This is a genomic window from Acrocarpospora macrocephala, assembly GCF_009687865.1.
GTDB classification, from domain to species: Bacteria; Actinomycetota; Actinomycetes; order Streptosporangiales; family Streptosporangiaceae; genus Acrocarpospora; species Acrocarpospora macrocephala.
On the sequence record NZ_BLAE01000020.1, the window covers coordinates 181,943 to 200,356 of the forward strand.

The 18,414-nt window shown below is 69.9% G+C and carries 15 protein-coding genes; all 15 read right to left on the bottom strand.

Annotated features, from left to right (window positions below):
- Positions 1-11: 11 nt before the first annotated feature.
- Positions 12-1,040: a GDP-mannose 4,6-dehydratase gene (locus Amac_RS19010; RefSeq protein WP_155355706.1), complete on the bottom strand. Its 1,029-nt coding sequence runs from the start codon at positions 1,038-1,040 to the stop codon at positions 12-14.
- A 41-nt stretch (positions 1,041-1,081) separates the two neighbouring features.
- Positions 1,082-1,579: a cold-shock protein gene (locus Amac_RS19015; RefSeq protein ID WP_155355707.1), complete on the bottom strand. Its 498-nt coding sequence runs from the start codon at positions 1,577-1,579 to the stop codon at positions 1,082-1,084.
- A 140-nt stretch (positions 1,580-1,719) separates the two neighbouring features.
- Positions 1,720-1,923 carry a DUF5988 family protein gene (locus Amac_RS19020; RefSeq protein WP_218041160.1) on the bottom strand — a complete coding sequence of 68 codons (204 nt, stop codon included), beginning with the start codon at positions 1,921-1,923 and terminating at the stop codon, positions 1,720-1,722.
- 92 nt (positions 1,924-2,015) lie between these two features.
- Positions 2,016-2,783 (bottom strand): LuxR C-terminal-related transcriptional regulator, encoded by a 768-nt coding sequence (locus Amac_RS19025; protein ID WP_307729737.1) that lies wholly within the window; start codon positions 2,781-2,783, stop codon positions 2,016-2,018.
- Positions 2,784-3,092: 309 nt separating this feature from the next.
- Positions 3,093-5,915: an ATP-binding protein gene (locus Amac_RS19030; protein ID WP_155355709.1), complete on the bottom strand. Its 2,823-nt coding sequence runs from the start codon at positions 5,913-5,915 to the stop codon at positions 3,093-3,095.
- Positions 5,908-8,478 (bottom strand): AAA family ATPase, encoded by a 2,571-nt coding sequence (locus tag Amac_RS19035; RefSeq protein ID WP_170322556.1) that lies wholly within the window; start codon positions 8,476-8,478, stop codon positions 5,908-5,910. Before Amac_RS19035 ends, Amac_RS19030 begins: the two co-directional genes overlap by 8 nt.
- A gap of 219 nt (positions 8,479-8,697) precedes the next feature.
- Positions 8,698-10,134, bottom strand: coding sequence for an acyl-CoA carboxylase subunit beta (locus tag Amac_RS19040; RefSeq protein ID WP_155355711.1), 1,437 nt, complete (start codon positions 10,132-10,134; stop codon positions 8,698-8,700).
- Positions 10,135-10,229: 95 nt separating this feature from the next.
- Positions 10,230-10,838: a DUF742 domain-containing protein gene (locus tag Amac_RS19045; RefSeq protein ID WP_155355712.1), complete on the bottom strand. Its 609-nt coding sequence runs from the start codon at positions 10,836-10,838 to the stop codon at positions 10,230-10,232.
- Between the two features lie 89 nt (positions 10,839-10,927).
- The gene (locus Amac_RS19050) at positions 10,928-13,528 is read right to left on the bottom strand and encodes an AAA family ATPase (RefSeq protein ID WP_155355713.1); all 2,601 of its coding nucleotides are present in this window, start codon (positions 13,526-13,528) and stop codon (positions 10,928-10,930) included.
- Complete coding sequence (gene ptsP, locus Amac_RS19055; protein ID WP_155355714.1) at positions 13,525-15,189, bottom strand: phosphoenolpyruvate--protein phosphotransferase; 1,665 nt, start codon at positions 15,187-15,189, stop codon at positions 13,525-13,527. The genes Amac_RS19050 and ptsP overlap by 4 nt, the downstream gene beginning before the upstream one ends.
- Positions 15,182-15,466: an HPr family phosphocarrier protein gene (locus tag Amac_RS19060; protein WP_155355715.1), complete on the bottom strand. Its 285-nt coding sequence runs from the start codon at positions 15,464-15,466 to the stop codon at positions 15,182-15,184. The genes ptsP and Amac_RS19060 overlap by 8 nt, the downstream gene beginning before the upstream one ends.
- A 13-nt stretch (positions 15,467-15,479) precedes the next feature.
- A complete protein-coding gene (locus Amac_RS19065) occupies positions 15,480-16,520 on the bottom strand; it encodes a zinc-dependent dehydrogenase (RefSeq protein WP_155355716.1) in 1,041 nt (346 codons plus the stop codon).
- The gene (locus tag Amac_RS19070; RefSeq protein ID WP_155355717.1) at positions 16,520-16,984 is read right to left on the bottom strand and encodes a PTS mannitol transporter subunit IIA; all 465 of its coding nucleotides are present in this window, start codon (positions 16,982-16,984) and stop codon (positions 16,520-16,522) included. Before Amac_RS19070 ends, Amac_RS19065 begins: the two co-directional genes overlap by 1 nt.
- Positions 16,977-17,285, bottom strand: a complete 309-nt coding sequence (locus tag Amac_RS19075; RefSeq protein WP_155355718.1) for a PTS sugar transporter subunit IIBC family protein — start codon at positions 17,283-17,285, stop codon at positions 16,977-16,979. The genes Amac_RS19070 and Amac_RS19075 overlap by 8 nt, the downstream gene beginning before the upstream one ends.
- A 5-nt stretch (positions 17,286-17,290) precedes the next feature.
- Positions 17,291-18,385 carry a mannitol-specific PTS transporter subunit IIC gene (mtlA, locus tag Amac_RS19080; protein ID WP_155355719.1) on the bottom strand — a complete coding sequence of 365 codons (1,095 nt, stop codon included), beginning with the start codon at positions 18,383-18,385 and terminating at the stop codon, positions 17,291-17,293.
- Between the last annotated feature and the right edge of the window lie 29 nt (positions 18,386-18,414).

The window sequence follows — 18,414 nt, forward strand, 5'->3', positions numbered from 1 at the left end:
CAATGATGAGCTCACCAACTCGATGCGAGGATGAGGTCTCCCAGCTCCCGCTCGCGCGAGACGTTCAGGAGATCGGACTCCACCATCATGTGGATGAGCTGCTCGAAGCTGACGGTCGGCTCCCAGCCCAGCTCGTCTCTGACCTTGCCGGGGTCGGCGCAGAGGGTCTCCACCTCGGCGGGACGGACGAGCCCCGGGTCGATGACGACGTGGTCCCGCCAGTTCAGCCCGACGTACTCGAAGGCCATCCGTACGGCGTCGTACACCGAGTGCGTGCGACCGGTGCCCACGACGTAGTCGGTGGGCTCGTCCTGCTGCAGCATGAGATGCATCGCGCGGACATAGTCACCGGCGAACCCCCAGTCACGGACCGCGTCGAGGTTTCCGAGATACAGCTTGTCCTGCCGGCCGAGTTTGATCTGGGCGACGGCCAGCGAAATCTTCCGCGTCACGAATTCCGCGCCCCGGCGGGGCGACTCGTGGTTGAACAGAATGCCGGAGACGCCGTACATGTTGAACGACTCACGATAGTTCCGGGTGATGAAATGGCCGTAGGTCTTCGCCACCCCATAGGGGCTGCGCGGGTGGAAGTTCGTCATCTCGTGCTGCGGACTCTCCACGACCTTGCCGAACATCTCCGAAGACGACGCCTGGTAGAAGCGGATCTGACCGGTGCTGCTGCGGGACTTGTCCAGCCCGCACACCAGGCGGATCGCCTCCAGCGTCCGGAGCACGCCCATGCCGTTGACGTCGGTGGTCAGCTCGGCCTGCTGCCACGACATCGGGACGAAGGAGATGGCCGCGAGGTTGTACACCTCATCGGGCTGCACCAGGTCCACCGCCGCGACCAGGCTCCCCTGGTCCAGCAGGTCGCCGTTGACGAACGACACGTCGCTGACAAGGCGGCTGATGCGGGACTTGCGGGGATTGGCCTGCCCTCTGATGAGTCCCCAGACCTGGTATCCCAGGGACAGCAGATGCTCAGCCAGATAGGAGCCGTCTTGACCGGTGATACCGGTGATCAGCGCGCGTCTGGACATGCACTTTCCTTTCGCCCGGAGCCGGCGGGAGGCCGTGACGGCTACCCGTCGACCCAGCTGTGTGTCTGCGCGAGGCCGACGAGGCATTCGCGGACGCCCAGAATCTGCTGCGCAGTCATCGTCGGCACGGCCGCGAGCACGGCTTCCGTGATTTCCCGCGTGAATTCCTTGACGGACAGCACGTCGCAGAAACCGGTGTCGTTCGCCTGACGATCGAGGGTGGCGACGGCCGGTCCTGGTGACACCATCGCCGCGATCGTCGCAGGTGTCGGCGTGGTTTTCGGTGCGGGGCTCGGCGGAGGGGGCGAGACCAGGGTGACCTTCGGTGCGCTGTGCCGGTCGAGCACGCGGACATGTGAGGCCTTCAGGCCTTTGCCCCCGTTCTCGACCATGAATTCAACCTGCGCATCGACCGAGATAAGACGTTTGTCGCTGTCGAGGTCGTTGACATGCATGAAAACGTCTTCGCCGCCTCCGTCCGGGGCGATGAAACCGAAACCCCGGAATTCGTCGAAGCTGATTACCTTGCCAATTGCCATGACCACACCTCACCAGAACCACGCTCCCCGAAATGAGGAGCCCTGCCAGGAGAACCACCCCGGGTTCCGCTCGAAGTTCGGCCGTGCGCCGGACCACCGGCGACACGACACATAGGGTCCCGCTCGTTTCGGGAACCGACTTACTCGGCGATTTTGGTGCGTTCGGACCATTGGAACACCGGGAGATTCTCTCCGTCGAGCTCCAGGAACTCACCGTTGTGGACGAAGTGCTCATACCCCGAGCCGAGGAGAATCTTCACCTTCTCGTAACCGTCGTCCGCCGGCCGCACGCGGCCGTGTTTGAACTCCGGTCCACCGTCGAGCACTATTCTTGTACTGGTCACGATGACACCTCCCTGACAATGGCAGGCCTATGGAGAGAATGTGATCGGATCAAGCCATCGGATCAATGGCCTGTCCCGTCGGCCACCTGGACCTATTTCACGAACTCGGGCAGCACCCGGGGCGGCCAGGAGCCGAGCCGGAAAATGCCCATGGAGTATGCCTTGGACACCAGGGCCGGGCGGTTGCTGGCCTTCATCTTTCGCAGCAGCGTCGTCACGTGGTATTCCACACCGCCGCGGCTGAGATAAAGCATCGACGCGAGCTGCACGGTCGACACGCCCGCCGCGACCCCTTCGATGACGCGTGCTTCCATGGTGCTCAGCAACTTCTTCCGGCCGATCAGCAGGTCGTCTCGCTGCTCCCGGTCGGGCCGCACCAGCACCATGATGCTCTCGACATAGCCGGCCTCTCCGTGCAGCGCGAGGCCGGTCAGCTCACCCCCGAGCACGGTGTGGTCCGGCCGTACGGCGAGGACGCGTTCTTCGAACCGGGCGCGGTGGTGGTCGGTCAGCCGGGTGAACTGCTGTCCCATCTTGTCGCGGACGCTCGGATGCAGCAGTTCGCAGAACGCCCGGCCACGGATGTCCGCCAGGGATCGCCCGAACTGCCGGGTGAATTCGAGATTCGCCTCGATTACTCTGGTCGAGTGGTCGAGACTCGCCACGCATATTCCCGGCTGGTCGAGGAATGAACGGTACTGGCCTATACTGTCATTGACTTCTTGACCAACCGGCAGAAATACCGGTTCCTCATCAATGAGGGCGGCTCCGACATCGATGCTCATCTGATGACCACTCTCCTCTGGTGACAGACGATGCTCTGTTAGCTTCGGAGCAACGATCGAATGATCTATTTGCATGATATTAACCCGCCCGAAACCAAGTCAACACAGATGCGGCACAAACGGTAAAAGACTGTGGTATGCAAGAGGGTTGGTTCGGAGCTTGCGGTGCGGCCGTGCGGTCGCGTTCGGTACCGAACTCCCGCTGCTCATGACGGTTCGCGTCCGTGCCGCGGAAAAGCGGCACCGGAGCCGGCCGGCAGGCCATTTAAAATTAAAGTATCGCAGATCGCGTAGGGCCGGCGAACGGCGAAGCCCGTCGCCGCCGGGGCGGTTCCGCGGCGACCCGCACCGCCGGAAAAAATAAAGGCGCGGCCTTTGTGTGGCCTATTCGCCAGTGTTCGGTGCGCTCAACTCTTCGATGAGCGCCGCCCGGCCGCTCACCCCGAGCTTGCGATAAGTGCTCGTCAGACTTTTTTCGACGGCCCGGCGGGTCACCCCGAGAGAATCGGCGATCTGCTGATTTGTCCAGCCCTGCAGCACGAAGGCGACGACCGTTTCCTCAGCCTTGGTCAGATCACCGCGTTCCGACACGACCAGCCGCAGCGCCGGGCCGTTCAATTCCGAATCCTCGTCGCCCTCGGCCCAAGAAACGCCCCGTTCCTGGGCGATCCGCCTGCCCTCGGAGCTGAACTCCGCCGCGCTGCCGGAACCTGTTTCGGCAAGCCTTCTGCCGAGGAGCGTGAGCGCCCGGGACAGCTCGATCCGATCCTCAGAGCAGCGAAGCGTGTCGACGGCCCGGCGAAGGAGGTCGACACCCTCCGGACCCGGGGTGATCATGCCACGCAGCCGCAGCGCGCGGCCGCAGGCCGCGGGTGCGCCCCAGGCCCGGGCGAAGACGTGCTCCTCCTCGGCCAGCTCGGCCGCGAGCTGCGTGCGCCCGAGCCGGTGACTCACCGCCGCGGCCCACACCCGCCAGGGGTACAGCGCCGTGTTCGTCCATCCGCAGCGCGACAACTGCTTGCCACTGTCGAGGAACCTGTCCAGCGCGGCAGGCAGATCACCCCGTACCGTGTCCAGCATCCCCCGCACCATGCGATGCGCGACGAGCACGCGGAGGTCGCCGTTCTCCGGGCTTGTCTGGATCACTCGCTCGCCCAGTTCGACGTCCCGTGTTTCGAGCGCGACCATGGCGAGCGTCCAGATGGCCAGCGTCGTCGCCTCCGGCCAGGCCGGGTCGGCGTTGTCGAGCACGCTCAGCGCGGCGCTCTTCGCCTGGGGCAGCTGTCCTGACGCGCGAAGGACCGCGCTCCGCTCCGCGTTGACCAGCGCGGTGACTCCCTCGGGTGCCTGGCACTGCGCCTGGTCCCGCGCCGCGTCCAGCCACTGGGCCACCGGTGCCGCCGCGTCGGCGAGCACAAGGGCCGGGATCAGCAGGGGGAGGGCGGTGTAGGCGTGCCCGGCGCGCGGCGCCTCGCGCTCCAGGATCCGGGTGCCCAGGACGGAGATCTCACCGGCCGTGACCCCGCCGGCCACGGCCGCCGCGTACGCGAGCACGGCCAGCAGTTCGCGCCCCGCACCGGTGGAGACCGGCGCATCCGCGCCGAACCCCCACAACCGGTCGGCCGCCACGCCGAGCTGCGCGGGGTCCTGGAGACGGAGGTAGCGGGTACGGGCTTCCAGTCGCAGGGCGAGATCGCCCCCGGCGTACGCCGAGCCGAGGTCGTGCAGCCGGCGCGACGTGTCCTGAACGAGCGCGTCCAGCGACGGGTTGCCCGCCGCGAGCGCGGGCGGGATCCACAGTGCCGCCGCCGCGCGTTCCGTCGCCGAGGTGAGCATCGGCACGGCCTGCGCGATGTGCGTGACCGAGGACGCGAGGTCGAACCCCCGCTCGGCGGCGGCCAGGTCGACCAGGCGCCGGCCCCGGACCTCGCTGTCGGGCGGGCTGTGCAGCAGCGCGTGCCGGAGATAGCGAACCGCCTCCCGCGCGCGGCCGCGTTCGAGCGCGGTACCGGCGGCCGCCCGCAGCGTGTCGATCTCCCACGGCTCGTACCCGGAGGTGACCAGCAGGAGCTGGTCGGCGACATGCTCGGCCGGGTGCCCGGCGTTGTGCAGCAGCGCCGCCGCCCGGCGGTGCAGCAAGGTTCGCGTGTTGACGCTCATCGCCGATTCGATGCCGTGCCGCACGCTCTGGTGGACGAACAGCGGGGAGTCACCGGGGGCGAGCAGCCCGAGGCGATCCAGGGTCTGCGTCGCGGACTTGTAGTCGATGCTGTCCAGGCCGGCGAGTTCGCTGACGAGCTCTGGCTCGGCCAGGTCTCCGAACACGACCATCGCCTGCGCGAGCTCCCGGACGATCGCGGGCTGGATGCTGAGGCAGAACATGCGCCGGTCGCGCAGGAGCGGCTGGCTCGCGTCGTGCAGCTCACCGGCCTGCGACGCGACCGGGTGGAAGCCGGCCGTGCGCAGCCCGCGAAGCATCGCGACCAGTGACGCGGGGTTCCCACCGGACACCTGGTGACAGGCCCGGGCGAAGTCGGGGTCGCACGGCTCCCCGAACTCCTCGCCGATCAACTGGCGCACTCCCCCGGTGGACAGCGGCATCGGGTACAGCGTGCGAGCCGCCGAGGCGGCGATCTCTCTGAGCAGCATCTGGTCGGAGGCCGCGCATTCCTCCGACCACGCTCCGGCGACCAGAACCCGGGCGCCGCCCAGACGCTTGGCGAGGTACGCCAGCCAGCGCAGGGACAGCGGGTCCGCCCACTGGAGGTCGTCAACCATGATCAGCAGGGCTTGGTCCTTGCTCAGATTGACGAGGAGCGAGTTCAGGCCCTGCAGGATCGCCTCTTGCCCGAGCGACTGGTAGGAGCCGATGGACCACGACCCGCCGAAGAACATCTCCCGCACCATGCTCGCCCCGCCCCCGAAGCAGGCCGCCCAGAGGGCCTCCGGCGCTCCGGCCACGAGCGGTTCGAACAGCTGCTGGGCGATGCCGAAGGTGAAGTCCTGTTCGACCAGCGTGCCGCTGGCGCGAAGGACCCGCGCGTGCGGGGCGGCCGCGTCGGCGACGGAGCGCAGCAGGGCCGACTTGCCGGCACCGGGCGAACCGATGACGACCATCATGGATCCGTCACCCGCCACGGCCAGGCGGAGCGCCTGTTCCGCGCGCGCCAGCTCCTTTCCACGTTCCAGCAGCATGGAGTCAGTCACCCACGTTCCGCGCCGCCGGGATCGAGGCCAGGCGCGAGCCGAGCTCGTTACGGCTGGTGACGGCGAGCTTGCGGTAGATCCCGGTCAGCCGCAGCTCCACGGTTCGCACGCTCACCGACAGGATGCTCGCGATGGAGGCGTTGGAGCGGCCCGCGGCGGCGAGGACGGCGACGCGTTCCTCCTGAGCGGTCAGCGGGTGCGGCGTTTCCTTGGCCTCGGCGCCGCTCAGCACGCGCGACGCGCACCGCTGCGCCGACTCCAGCGTGCTGGGGGCGCCCCACTCCCGCGCCCGCTCGACGGCCTCCATCGCCAGCCGTCTGGCGGTCGCACTGTTCCCGCAGGCGCTGTGCGCCGCGGCGGCCACCGATCGCCAGGACAGCGCCGCGGGATTCGTCCACCCTCTGGACAGCAGGACCCGCCCGCACTCGTTGATGTCGGGCAGCGCGGCCTCCGGATCGGCCAGTTCCATGTGCACTCTGGCCCGCGCGTACAGCAGCATCGCCCAGGCCGAGCCCTGGTCCGCCCCGGCCGGCAGCTCCTGGGCCAGCGCCTGCTTGGCCTCCTCCACCGACTGGCCGGCCAGGTGCAGGCCCGCCTCCATCGCGATGAAGTACGGCACCACTCGCGGGTGCCACGAGGTGAGCGGCAGCTCCGCCCGGGCCGCCTCGAAGTCCGCCACCGCCTGCCCGAGGTTACCCCGCCGCAGCTCGCATCGGCTGCGCTGGAGCAGCGCCAGCGCGGCCGAGGCCCGCGCGCCACAACGCCGGGCGTCGGCCAGGACCTCGTCCAGGCCGATCACCGCCTCGGCCACCTCATCGGCCAGGCACAGCGCCCTGGCCGCGTACATCCTCGGTCCGAACGGCTGGTCCTCGCCCTTGAGCCGGAAGGCCGCCCTGGCCAGGTCCCGCGCCCGGGACAGCTGCCGGCCGCGGGCGGCCAGCAGCCAGGCCGCGACGCCCGCCGGCACGGGATCTCCCGACCGGTCGGACGGGTCCGGGAACGACCGCCCGGGCAGCACGGGGTCGGTCGTGCACTCGTTCTCCGCCAGCCAGCCGATGGCCGCCAGCGATCCGACGTCCGCCCCGCCGCCCTCCCGCCGCGCGTAAGCCGTCGCGACAGCGCGGTACGTGGCGGACGCGTCGCCCCTCGAGTTGAGCAGATCGGCCGCCTGGACGAGCACCGATACCGGCACCTCGGGTCCGCTGTTCAGCAGCACCTGCTGTAATCGCCGGTCGCTCGTCGCGGGGCTGCGGCCCGCCTCCGTCATCGCGAGCTCGATGAGCAGCCGCTGCCGTGGCTCGCCCTCCACCGGCTCCCGCAGCGCGCGGCCGAGCAGGGCGGCGGCACCCTCGTGATCATCATCGAGACGACGCCGCCTGGCCACCCGGCGCAGCAGGTTCACCACCCAGCCGGCACCGACCGGCGGAGCGTTGAGCAGCAACCGGGCCAGCCGGTCCTCCGGAATCACCGCCCGGTACCCGAGTTCGACAGCGCGCGCCGCCAGCGCCTGCCGCTCTCCGGCGTCCATCCCGGCCAGCGCCGTGTCGGCGATGAGGGGGCTGACCGGCCGCGGGTGCTCTCCGCCGGTCACCAGATCCAGTCGCAGGAGGAAGGAGAGCGCCTGCTCGGGAGACATCTTCCGCGGTGCCGCCAGGGACGTGAGCAGGTCGAAACCGAGGCCGCCCGCGCAGACCGCTATCACGCGGAGCAGCGCGAGGGCGTCCGCGGGCAGGCGGGAGAGGGAGCCCGCCACCCGATCGCCGGTCACCTCGGCGGCCCGCTCCAGCAGGACCGGGACATACCGTGCGACCGGCGGCAGGGAGGCCAGCGCGAAATGATCGAGTACGGCGAGCAGGACCGCCGGGCTGCCCGCCGTGGCCTCGGTGGCGGCGGTCACGAATGCTCCGTCGACAGGCCCGGCGTACCGGGAGGCGATGACCTGCCGGACCCCGCGCTCGGACAGCGGCGGCACGTGCACAACGCTGTGGGCCACCGGTCCTGGCTCGGTGGCCAATCCGGCGGCGACGCCTTGGGCGAGTGTGCTGGCCTGAACCAGGAGTATCGGAACATCGCGCAGCCGGTGTGCCATGGCCGCCAGCCACGCCTTCGATTCCCCGTCGGCCCACCGGGCATCGTCCAGGGCGATCAGCAGCGGGTGCTTGCGGGCGAGCGCCGCGAACGCCCCGCAGAGCGCCGGGATCAAGCTCGGGACCGCCTGCTCTTCCGCCCATAATCGCCGCGACGAGGCCAAATATCCGGCGCCGGCCAGCCCAGCGGTGATCTGCGAGACCACGCCGAAGCGGAGATCGGCCTCAGCGGGCGAGCAGCGGGCGAGGACGGCCGGCAAGCCGGCCTCCCTGGCGCGTGTGACAGCCGCCCTGAGCAGGGCGCTCCTTCCCGTGCCCGGCTCTCCGAGCACGGTCACCAGGCCAGACCGTCCGAGTTGGAGCTCGGTCACCTGCCTGCCCAGCCGATGGATCTGATCTTCCCGCTCGGCCAGGAGCTCCGGTGCTTCGGAGAGCTCGGTTACAACCGCGTCAACCCCGCGGGCTGGCAGAAGCATTGTGCCCGTCGGCCCCGCCGGCCCACTTGTGACCCCGATTCCGACTGCATGTCCACTTCCGCTGGGCATTTCCGCACCTCAAATCGACGATGCATGCGCCTGATGCTCAAGCACCCCAATCGCCTAATGAGCAAACTTTAATCATCTCCTGTTTTGTTTGCAAGCATTTGGGCGTTGTTTTGCATGTGGTCTCCTTTGTTTGCCTGTGATCCTGCCTGCTCACAGCGGGATGTTGGTGTGGCGGCCTCGGCGCGCCGGAGCGGCGGCCAGCACCTCGCCGAGCCGCGACCGGGTCCACGCCGGATCGATCACGTCGTCGACGACGCCCATGCTCACCGCCCTGGCCACGCCCCCCGCGTTCCTTTCGTGCTCGACGGCCAGGCGGGACAGCAGCTCCTCGCGCTCGTGCTGCGCCGCGGCGGCGAGCTGCTTGCGGTGCAGGATCTCCACCGCCGCCTTCGCCCCCATGATCGCCACCTCGGCCTCCGGCCACGCGAGCACGGCGGTGGCGCCGAGCGAGCGGGAGTTCATCGCGATGTAGGCGCCACCGTAGGACTTGCGCGTGACCAGCGTGACCCGCGGCACGCTGGCCTCGGCGAACGCGTGCAACAGCTTCGCGCCCCTGCGGACCACGCCCTCCCATTCCTGGCCGACGCCGGGCAGGAAACCGGGAACGTCGACCAGCACGAGCAAGGGCACGCCGAACGAGTCGCACATCCGGACGAATCTGGACGCCTTTTCCGCAGATAGCGAGTCGAGGCAACCGCCCTTGCGCAGTGGATTGTTGGCGATCACCCCTACCGTCCGCCCGGCGAGTCGGCCGAGCCCGATCACCACGTTCGGCGCCCACTTGGGCTGTAACTCGATGAATCCAGAGGCTCCGTGCTCCTCGTCCAGAATCGCCTTGACCAGCGGGCGCACGTCGTACGCGCGCCTGGGCGAGTCGGGGAGCAGGTGGCGCAGTGGCTTCTCCTCCCGCACCGAATCCACGTCCACGAATCCCGGCTTCGCCAGCAGCGTGACGAGCTGGCGGGCGTGGGCGAAGGCGGCCTCCTCCGAACCCGCGGCGATGTGGGCCACTCCGGACTTCTGGCCGTGCGCGTCCGGCCCGCCCAGGCTTTCCATGTCGATCTGCTCGCCGGTGACCGCCCGTACGACGTCCGGGCCGGTGACGAAGATGCGGGCGGCATCAGACATGATCACAATGTCGGTCAGCGCCGGGCCGTAGGCCGCGCCGCCCGCCGCGGGGCCGAGTACCACCGACAGTTGCGGAATCTCGCCCGAGGCACGGACCATCGCGGCGAACATCTCCCCGATCCCGTGCATCGCCGAGACGCCTTCACCGAGCTTCGCGCCGCCGGAGTGCCACACGCCGATCACCGGGCAGCGGTCGTGCACCGCGAGATCGATGGCCTTGACGATCAGCGGGCACTCGTCGATCCCGATCGCGCCGCCCTTCAGGGTGGCGTCGGTGCAGTAGACCACCACTTTCGCCCCGTTGATCCGCCCATAGGCGACCACCACCCCCACGCCGTCACGGCGGTGGATGATCTCAAGTGAGCCGGGATCCACCAGCCGTGCCATCCGGACCGCCGGCACGCGGTGATCAAGGCTCGGCTCGTCTCGGTCCACCACGGCCAGTGTGGGAAGTGTCATCGCTCACCTCTGCGAATCGCCCGTTTTCCGAGTCGCAAGTGAACCAAGAGCGGTGCCGAGAAAACCCTAGTTTTGGCCGGCGCCCACGCCTCCCGTCAGGCCAGCCGGCGCAGCCCTTCGTACACCCGTATGATCAACTCGAGCGAGGGCTGACCGTCGACCTCTGGGGGCGGCGGCGCCTTGAGCAGGTTCCAGCCGATCGCATCGCCGATCAGGACGAAGGCCGCCCCGATCGGCACCCTGAGGCGAGCCGCGATCTCGACTACGGGCGTGGGCCGCTGGCACATGTCGAAGATCTGGCGATATTGCTCAGACAGCGTGGAGCTGTGGGCGGTGATGGCGCCCTCGGGCGTCAGCGAGATCAGCGAGTCGATGCGCAGCAGGTCATCACGGTGGGGAGGGCCCCCGGCGAGGGCGAGAACGTACGGCCGCAGTTCGATCGGCCGCTGGTGCTGCACGAGGTCCGCGGTGGCGTCACCACCCCGCGCGCCGTCCGGCACCACGGCGTCCAGCACCTCGTGGTCCGGCACCTCGCCGTCCAGCACCTCGCCGTGCAGCACCTCGTCGTCGGGTACGTCTTCGATGGGCTTAGGCAGGAACTGGTGCTCGGCCCAGGTCTTGTAGTCACCCCAGCCGCCGAAGGCGAATGGGTGAAACTTCGGTCCGTCGGCGCTTCGCCGTCGTCTCCTCCTATGGGCGGACATCGGGGGAATTTCACCTGCTCTCGCCACTGCCAAGTCTGCTGATTGTCTCCATCAATTCCTAGGCATTTGCGCAGTCTTCACAGAATCCGTCACCCGGCTGTTGGCGTGTTCCGGCCCACCTTCCCGAGCAAGTCCAGCGCCCGCCCCAGGTCCGTGCGGCCGCTCACGTCCAGCTTCCTGAAGACGCTGGTCAGGTGGATCTCGACGGTGCGCACCGCGATGCGCAGGGCGTGGGCGATCTCCCGGTTGGTGGCGCCGGCCGCCGCGAGTTCCGCGACGCGCCGCTCTCCCGTGGTCAGCACATCCTTGACGCCGCCGACCCCCTGGTTCATCCAGCCGCCCGCGGCGACCAGCCGATCGCGCGCCCGCGCGGCCAGCGCGCTGAACCCGCACCGCACCGACAGGTACACGGCCTGCCGGAAATGCCGGCGGGCGCCTTCGCGATCGTCCTTTCGCAGCAGCGCCTCGCCGAGCAGGCTTTCGGCCCGGACCCGATACCAGCGCGCCGAGGTGCCCGCCAGCGTCTCCGCCGACTCGGCGAGCAGGTCCACCCCCTCGCTCCCTTCCGTGATCGCCCCCCTCGCCAGCAGCGCGAATCCCCGGCCGGAGGCGTCCCCCCAGTCCGCGGCGAGTCGCTCACCATGCTCGACGAACTCCTCCGCCTCGTGCCGGCGGCCCAGGTCGGCCAGCACACAGGCCGCGTCCAGCCACCACGGCATGAATTTCGGATTCCTGACGCCGGCATCGGCCAGCAGCGCGCCACAGGCGGTCAGTGCCGACAGCGCGCCTTCGAGGTCGCCTCGCGACACCGCCAGGTGCGACCTCGTCATCAGCACCCACGGGTAGTCGAGGAAGGACTCCGTCACGTCCAGCGCGGGCAACCGCCTCAGCACGGAAGCGGCCTGGTCGATGTCGCCGCGCTGGACGAGCACCGCCGCCAGGGCCGCCCGTGACGCCGAGACGCCTTTCGACCACGACCGCTCATCCGCCAGCTCGACGGCACGGGTCGCGTCCGCCAGGGCCCTGTCGAGCTCGCCCGCATCGCCCAGGATCCGCGACCGCGTGGACAAGGCCATCATCCAGACCCAGTCGTCGCCGTGCTCGGTGGCACGCGCGATTATCGGGTCCATGGCCTGAACCGCTTCCTCAACCTTGTCAGCGAGCGAGAGCACGCAGGCGGCCGGGCCCAATGCCCAGATGCCATCCCCACCGCTCAGTGCCCGGCGGGCCAGCGCGACGCAGACCTCGGCCGAGGAACCGGACATCGCCCAGATCATCGATCGCATGGCGAGCGACTCGCGCTCGCCCGCGGCGGGCGCCTCCGGCATCCCCATCGCCAGCACGTGCTCGGAGATCACCTTGCCGGACCTGCGCCTGCCTCCGACCATCGACAGCGCCGACCAGACCAGCTTCCGCAGCTCGTGATTGTCGGCGACCACACCGTCGAGTTCCGGCACGCTGTCGCTTGGATCGTCGTGCCCGATCAGCCGCGCGAAGTCGGCCTGCGCGTCGATGTCGGCGGGATCGGCCACCACCATCCGGCCCAGGTAGCGCGCCGCCGTCCCCAGCGACCCGTCCCGCTCGGCACTGCGCGCCGCCGCCCGAAGCGCGTCCCGCATCCAGGGCTCGGGAAGCCTGGGCAGCAGCGCCAGCTGCGCACCGACCTCCTCGACCGGCCGGCCGCCGTCGTTGAGCAGCCGGGCGGCCCGGCTCCGCCACCGGTCGAGCGTGCCGGCCGGCATGGCGCTCAGCACGCTGGTGCGTACCTGATCGTCGGTCAGCTCCGCCAGGCCGGCGTCGATGATCCCCTCGTCGCGCAGGATGTCGATCGCGGCGGCTACCAGCGGCTCCGAGACCCCGCACAGCATGCCCGCCAGTTCCTCGTCGGCCTGCCCCAGCACCGCGAGAGCCTCCACGACCTTGCGCACGTACTCGGGCTGCCGGTCGAGCGTGGCCAGCAGATGCCCGGCGAAGAGTTCGGCGCCGAGCTCCTGGGCCCTGAGCTCGCCCCGGGCATCAGCTGGTACGCCCTTCTCGCTCAGGCGTGCGAACAGCCGGACGAGAAGTGCTGGATTGCCACGGCAAACGCCGTGGCACACCCGGACGAACGGCTTCTCCGGTACGGCGTCCCACCACTGCCGGGCCAGCTCTGCCGCGTCCTCCCCGAGCAGTGCCCCGAGGTCGATGGTGCGGTGTCCGCGCGCGGCGACACCGGGCACCGCCTGCCGCCAGTTCACCAGGCCGGAGCGGTGCTGGGCGAGCAGGACGAGCAGCGGAAGGTGGTGCCCGCGGTTCATCAGGAAGTCCAGCCAGGCCAGCGACTCCTCGTCACACCATTGCGTGTCGTCGAGCATGATGGCCACCGGTCCCGCCGCGGTCGCCTTGGTGACCCGCCGGAGCAACCGGTGGGACAGCGGCACAGCGGTGCTCTCGGCGTGCGGCGGCGCCCCGCAGAACAGGCTCTGCGCGGCGTGCCAGGGCAGGCTGGCCCCGGCGGGCGAGCAGGCGCCGCGCAGAATCGTCGCTCCCGCGCGCCGGGCGTGCCGCTCCAAGGCGTCCAGCAGAGCGGTCTTGCCGGACCCCGCCGGACCTCGCATAAGGATCATGCACGCCGACCCCTGTGCGGCTTTGTCCAACCCGGACGCCAGCGCGCGTAACTCCGCTTCCCTGCCCACCAACCTGGAGCTCACCAGCCCTCCCGCACCGCCCTTCGCGCTTCGTCGGGGTCACGGGCCGCCAGGGCGAGTTCGGCGTTGTGCCGGCACTGGGCCAGGGAGTGACGGGCGAGGGCATCCCGTACGGCGGGCACGCTCCGGGCCGACATGGACAGGCTCGTGACGCCGAGCCCGACCAGGACGGTGGCCAGTAGCGGGTCGGCGGCGGCCTCTCCGCAGACTCCCACCGGCTTTCCCACGGCACGCCCCGCCTCGGCGCACTGCGCGATCAGGTAGAGGAGGGCCGGCTGCCAGGAGTCGAGCAGGTCGGCGAGGTCGCCGTGCTGACGGTCCGCGGCGAAGGTGTACTGGCTGAGATCGTTGGTGCCGATGCTCAGGAAGTCCACCTCGTCGAGCAGCCGGCGGGCGTGCAGAGCCGCGGCCGGAACCTCGACCATGGCGCCGACGTTGGCGAGTCCCCGGGACCGGGCCCGTCGCGCGAAGTCGGCCGCCTCCCCTGGCGTGGTGACCATGGGCGCCATCACCCACGGTGAGGCGTCACTCCCGGCGGCGGCCTCGGCGATGGCGTCGAGCTGGGCGTCGAGCACGTCCGGCTGGCGGCGCGACACGCGGAGCCCCCGGACCCCCAGCGCCGGGTTGATCTCGTCGGCGAGGCCGAGGAAGGGCAGCGGCTTGTCCGTGCCGGCGTCCAGGGTCCTGAGGACCACCTGCGCGCCGGGAAAGGCGTGCAGGACCGCCGCGTACGCGCTGGTCTGCTCCTCATGCGTGGGGGCCGTGCGACGGTCGAGGAAGAGGAACTCGGTGCGGAAGAGACCGACGCCCTCCGCGGCCACGCCGGCCTGGAGATCCGCCACGGATCCGATGTTCAGCAGCAACTTGACCGGATGCCCGTCGGCGGTCCGGCCCGGGCCGCTCGCCGTGCCCAGCCGGTCGCGCTCGGCGAGAGCTCGCCGCTGGATCTCCCCGGCCGCCTCCTCGCCGATGCCGGTGCCGACCTCGCCGGTGTCGCCGTCGACGTACACCCACGTCCCGTCGGCGATGCCGGTGGCGCCATGGCACGCCACCACGGCGGGCAGCCCGAGGGCCCGCGCGAGGATGGCGGTGTGGCTCGTCGGCCCGCCCTTCTCCGTGACCAGGGCGAGCACCACGCCGGGATCGAGATTCACGGTGTCGGCGGGCGCGAGATCCTCAGCCGTCAGGATGAACGGGTGGCCCGGCGAAGGGACGCCCGGCATCGGCAGGCCGAGGGCGGCCGCGACGGCGCGGTTCCTGATGTCGTCGAGATCGCTCGCGCGTTCCGCGAAGTAGCCGCCCGCGGACAGCAGCATCTGGCGGTGGTGGGCGCACGCGGTGTCGATCGCGTGCGCGGCGTCCATCCCCGCTCTGACCTGCTCGTCGACCGACTCGCGCAGCATGGGGTCAGCCGCGATCGCGGCCTGCGCCTCCAGAATGTCGCGGGCCGCGGGATCGGCCGCTTTCGCCGCCCGTTGGGCCAGCTCCGCCGCGGCTTCCGCCAGCCCCCGCACCGCCCGGGCGCTCTCCGCGACCGGGTCCGTGACCGGGACGGGGTTCGGCAGCAGCGGCGGGCCCGCCATCCGGTACACCCGGCCCGCGGCGCGGCCGGGGCTGATGCCCAGGCCGCGCAGCGTCTCGGTGGTCGGCACCGGCTCAGGCATCGGGCACCGTCTCGGCGTCCAGGTCCTGGGCGAGCAGCTCGGCGAGGGACGCCAGCACCGCGTCCGCGTCCGGCCCTTCCGCGTCAAGGGTGACCTCGGTGCCGTGCCCGGCGCCGAGTGACAGTACGGCCAGGATGCTGTTGGCGGGGACCGGCTTGCCGTCACCCACCCGGATGCGCACGGCCATTCCCTGCCGCGCCACCGCCTCCACGAAGATCTTGGCGGGGCGCGCGTGCAGACCGGACCGCGAGGCGACGGCCACTGTCCTTTCCGGCATCTGCGGACTCCTTTCAGGGCTCGATGGTCACCTTGATCGCGGCACCACGGCTCACGATGTCGATGGCGTCCAGGACCTCCGCGAGGGGGAGGCGATGTGTGATCAGGTCGGACACCGGCACCGCGCCCTCGGCGATGAGCTGGAGCGCTCGCGCGTTGTGTGCCGGGCTGGACCCGTTGGCGCCGACGATCGTCAGCTCCCGGTAGTGCACCAGGTTGGAGTCGACCGAGATGATCGGGTCGTCCTTGGGCAGGCCGCCGAAGAAGCTGATGCGCCCCTGGCGGGCAGCCATCTGCAGCGCCTGCTGCTGGGCGATTCCGGAGGCGGCGGCGGTGATGACGACGTCCGCTCCCCTGCCTCCGGTCAGCTTCAGCACCTCGTCCACGGCGTCCGTGTCACCGGCGCAGATCGTGGCGTCCGGCCGGACCAGACCGGCCGCCATCGCGAGCCGGTCGGCGTTGAGATCGACGAGGAACACCCGCCCGGCGCCGCGCGAGCGCGCCAGCCGTACGTGCAGGCAGCCGATGGGGCCCGCGCCCATGACGACCACGTCGTCGCCCTCGCCGACCCGGGCCAGTTCCTGGCCGTTCAGCACGCAGGCCAGCGGCTCGGCCACCGAGGCCTCGGCGAAGCCGAGCCCGTCGGGGATGCGGTTGAGACCGTTCACGGCGAGCACCTTGGCCGGCACGATCATGTACTGGGCGAAACCACCCTCGTAGTGGTAGCCCATCGACTCCTGGTTCGGGCAAACCGTCATGTGGCCGCGGCGGCATTCCTCGCACCGGCCGCACGGGATCGCGGCGATCACCTGCACCCGGTCGCCCGGTTCCCACCCGGTCACGCCCTCGCCGACGCCGGCGATCTCGCCGGCGATCTCGTGGCCCATGACCCTGGGCGGCCTGATGTGATGGTGGCCGTGCTTGTAGATTTTGACGTCCGTGCCGCACGTCGAGCAGTTGCGGACACGGATCTTCACCTCACCGGCGCCCTCGACGGGCTCCGCAACGTCCTCGATGCGGATGTCGCCGGGAGCGTGGAAACGGGCGACCTTCACTAGGGAGCTTCCTCTCTTGAGGGTTGCAGCAGGTCAACGACCGCGGAGATCTCCGTCGCGTCCCGCAGGGCGCGGGCGCTGTCCGGATCGAGCAGGATCTGGGCGAGCTCGGCCAGGAGCCGCACATGGCCGTCGCCCCGGGCCGCGATGCCGACGCAGACGGTGACCTGCTCGCCGTTCCAGTCGACGCCGTCGGGGAAGCGCAGCACGCAGATCGCGTCATGGCGGACGGCGTCCTTGGCCGCGAGGGTGCCGTGCGGGATGGCCACACCCTCACCGACGTACGTGGAGATCGAGCGCTCTCGCTCGATCATGGCGTTGATGTATCTCTCGTCCACGGCGCCCACGTCGACGAGGGCCTGTCCGCACTGGCGGATCGCCTCATCGCGGCTGTCCGCGACGGCGGCGAGGCGGACGGCCCGCGGATCGAGAGGGAGCGGGGCCGTGCCGGGCAGGTCAGCCATCGATGGTGCCGCCGTTCTTGAGTACCGTCACCAGCCTGGTCACCGCCGGATCGCCGATGAAGATCTGGAACGACACCAGCACCACACCCGGAGCGCTCACCCTCGCCCGGTCCGCCAGCCCGACATGGCTGACGATCACATCGGCGTCCTTCGGGATCGAGTTGACCGGGGTGTGCACCACCTCCACCTGAGTGCCCTTCAGCTGCTTGCGGAGCTGGCTGGCCAGCATGACGCTGCTGCCCATCCCCGCGTCGCAGGCCACGACGAGCTTGCGGACGTCCTTGCCGTCGATGCTGGCCATCGCCTTTACGCCTCCTGTGCTGCGGGTTCGGTACTGGGTGTCTCTTCGTCGTTGCTGCCCCGGCCGAAGCCCAGCAGCGCCGACGCCACGATGAACGACACCCCGGTCGCGACGATGATCCCGAGGATGACGCCGAACCAGCCGCCCTTCGGGGTCACCGCCAGATAGGCGAAGATGCTGCCCGGCGACGGGGTGGCCACCAGCCCGGCCCCGGTCACCAGGAAGGTCAGAATCCCCGAGGCGCCGCCGGCGATCACGGCCAGGATCAGGCGCGGCTTCATCAGCACATACGGGAAGTAGATCTCGTGGATGCCGCCCAGGAAGTGGATGATCATCGCCGGCGGGGTGGAGGGCCGCAGCGACCGCGGCCCGAACAGCATGTAGGCGATCAGCAGGCCCAGACCGGGGCCGGGGTTGGTCTCCAGCATGAACAGGATCGACTTGCCGGTCTCGGCCGCCTGCGCCACGCCGAGCGGGCCGAGCACGCCGTGGTTGATCGCGTTGTTGAGGAACAGCACCTTGGCCGGCTCGATCAGGATCGAGGCCAGCGGCAGCAGCTGCTGCCCGACCAGGAAGTCGACGATCTCGCTGGCCCGCTCGGTCAGCCATTCGACCACGGGCCCGATGCCGAACACTCCGGCCACCGCCGCCGCGCCGCCGATGATGCCGGCGGAGAAGTTGTCCACCAGCATCTCAAAGCCCGCGCGGGTGCGCGCCTGGGTGAACTCGTCCACCTTCTTGATGATGTAGGCCGCCAGCGGGCCCATGATCATGGCGCCCAGGAACATCGGGACTTCGCTGCCGACGATCACCCCCATGGTGGCGACCGCGCCGACCACGGCGCCGCGCTGGCCGTGCACCATCCGGCCGCCGGTGTAGCCGATCAGGATGGGCAGCAGAGAGCTGATCATGGGGCCGACCAGCGCGGCCAGCGTCTCGTTCGGCAGCCAGCCGGTGGGGATGAACAGGGCGGTGATCAGGCCCCAGGCGATGAACGCGCCGATGTTCGGCATGATCATCCCGGCCAGATGGCCGCCGAAACGCTGGATGGTGGCCCGGATGCCGGTTCCCTGAACCGTGGGGGTATATGGTGTGGCCAACTGATGTACTCCTTCGGGGTGGACGGCCC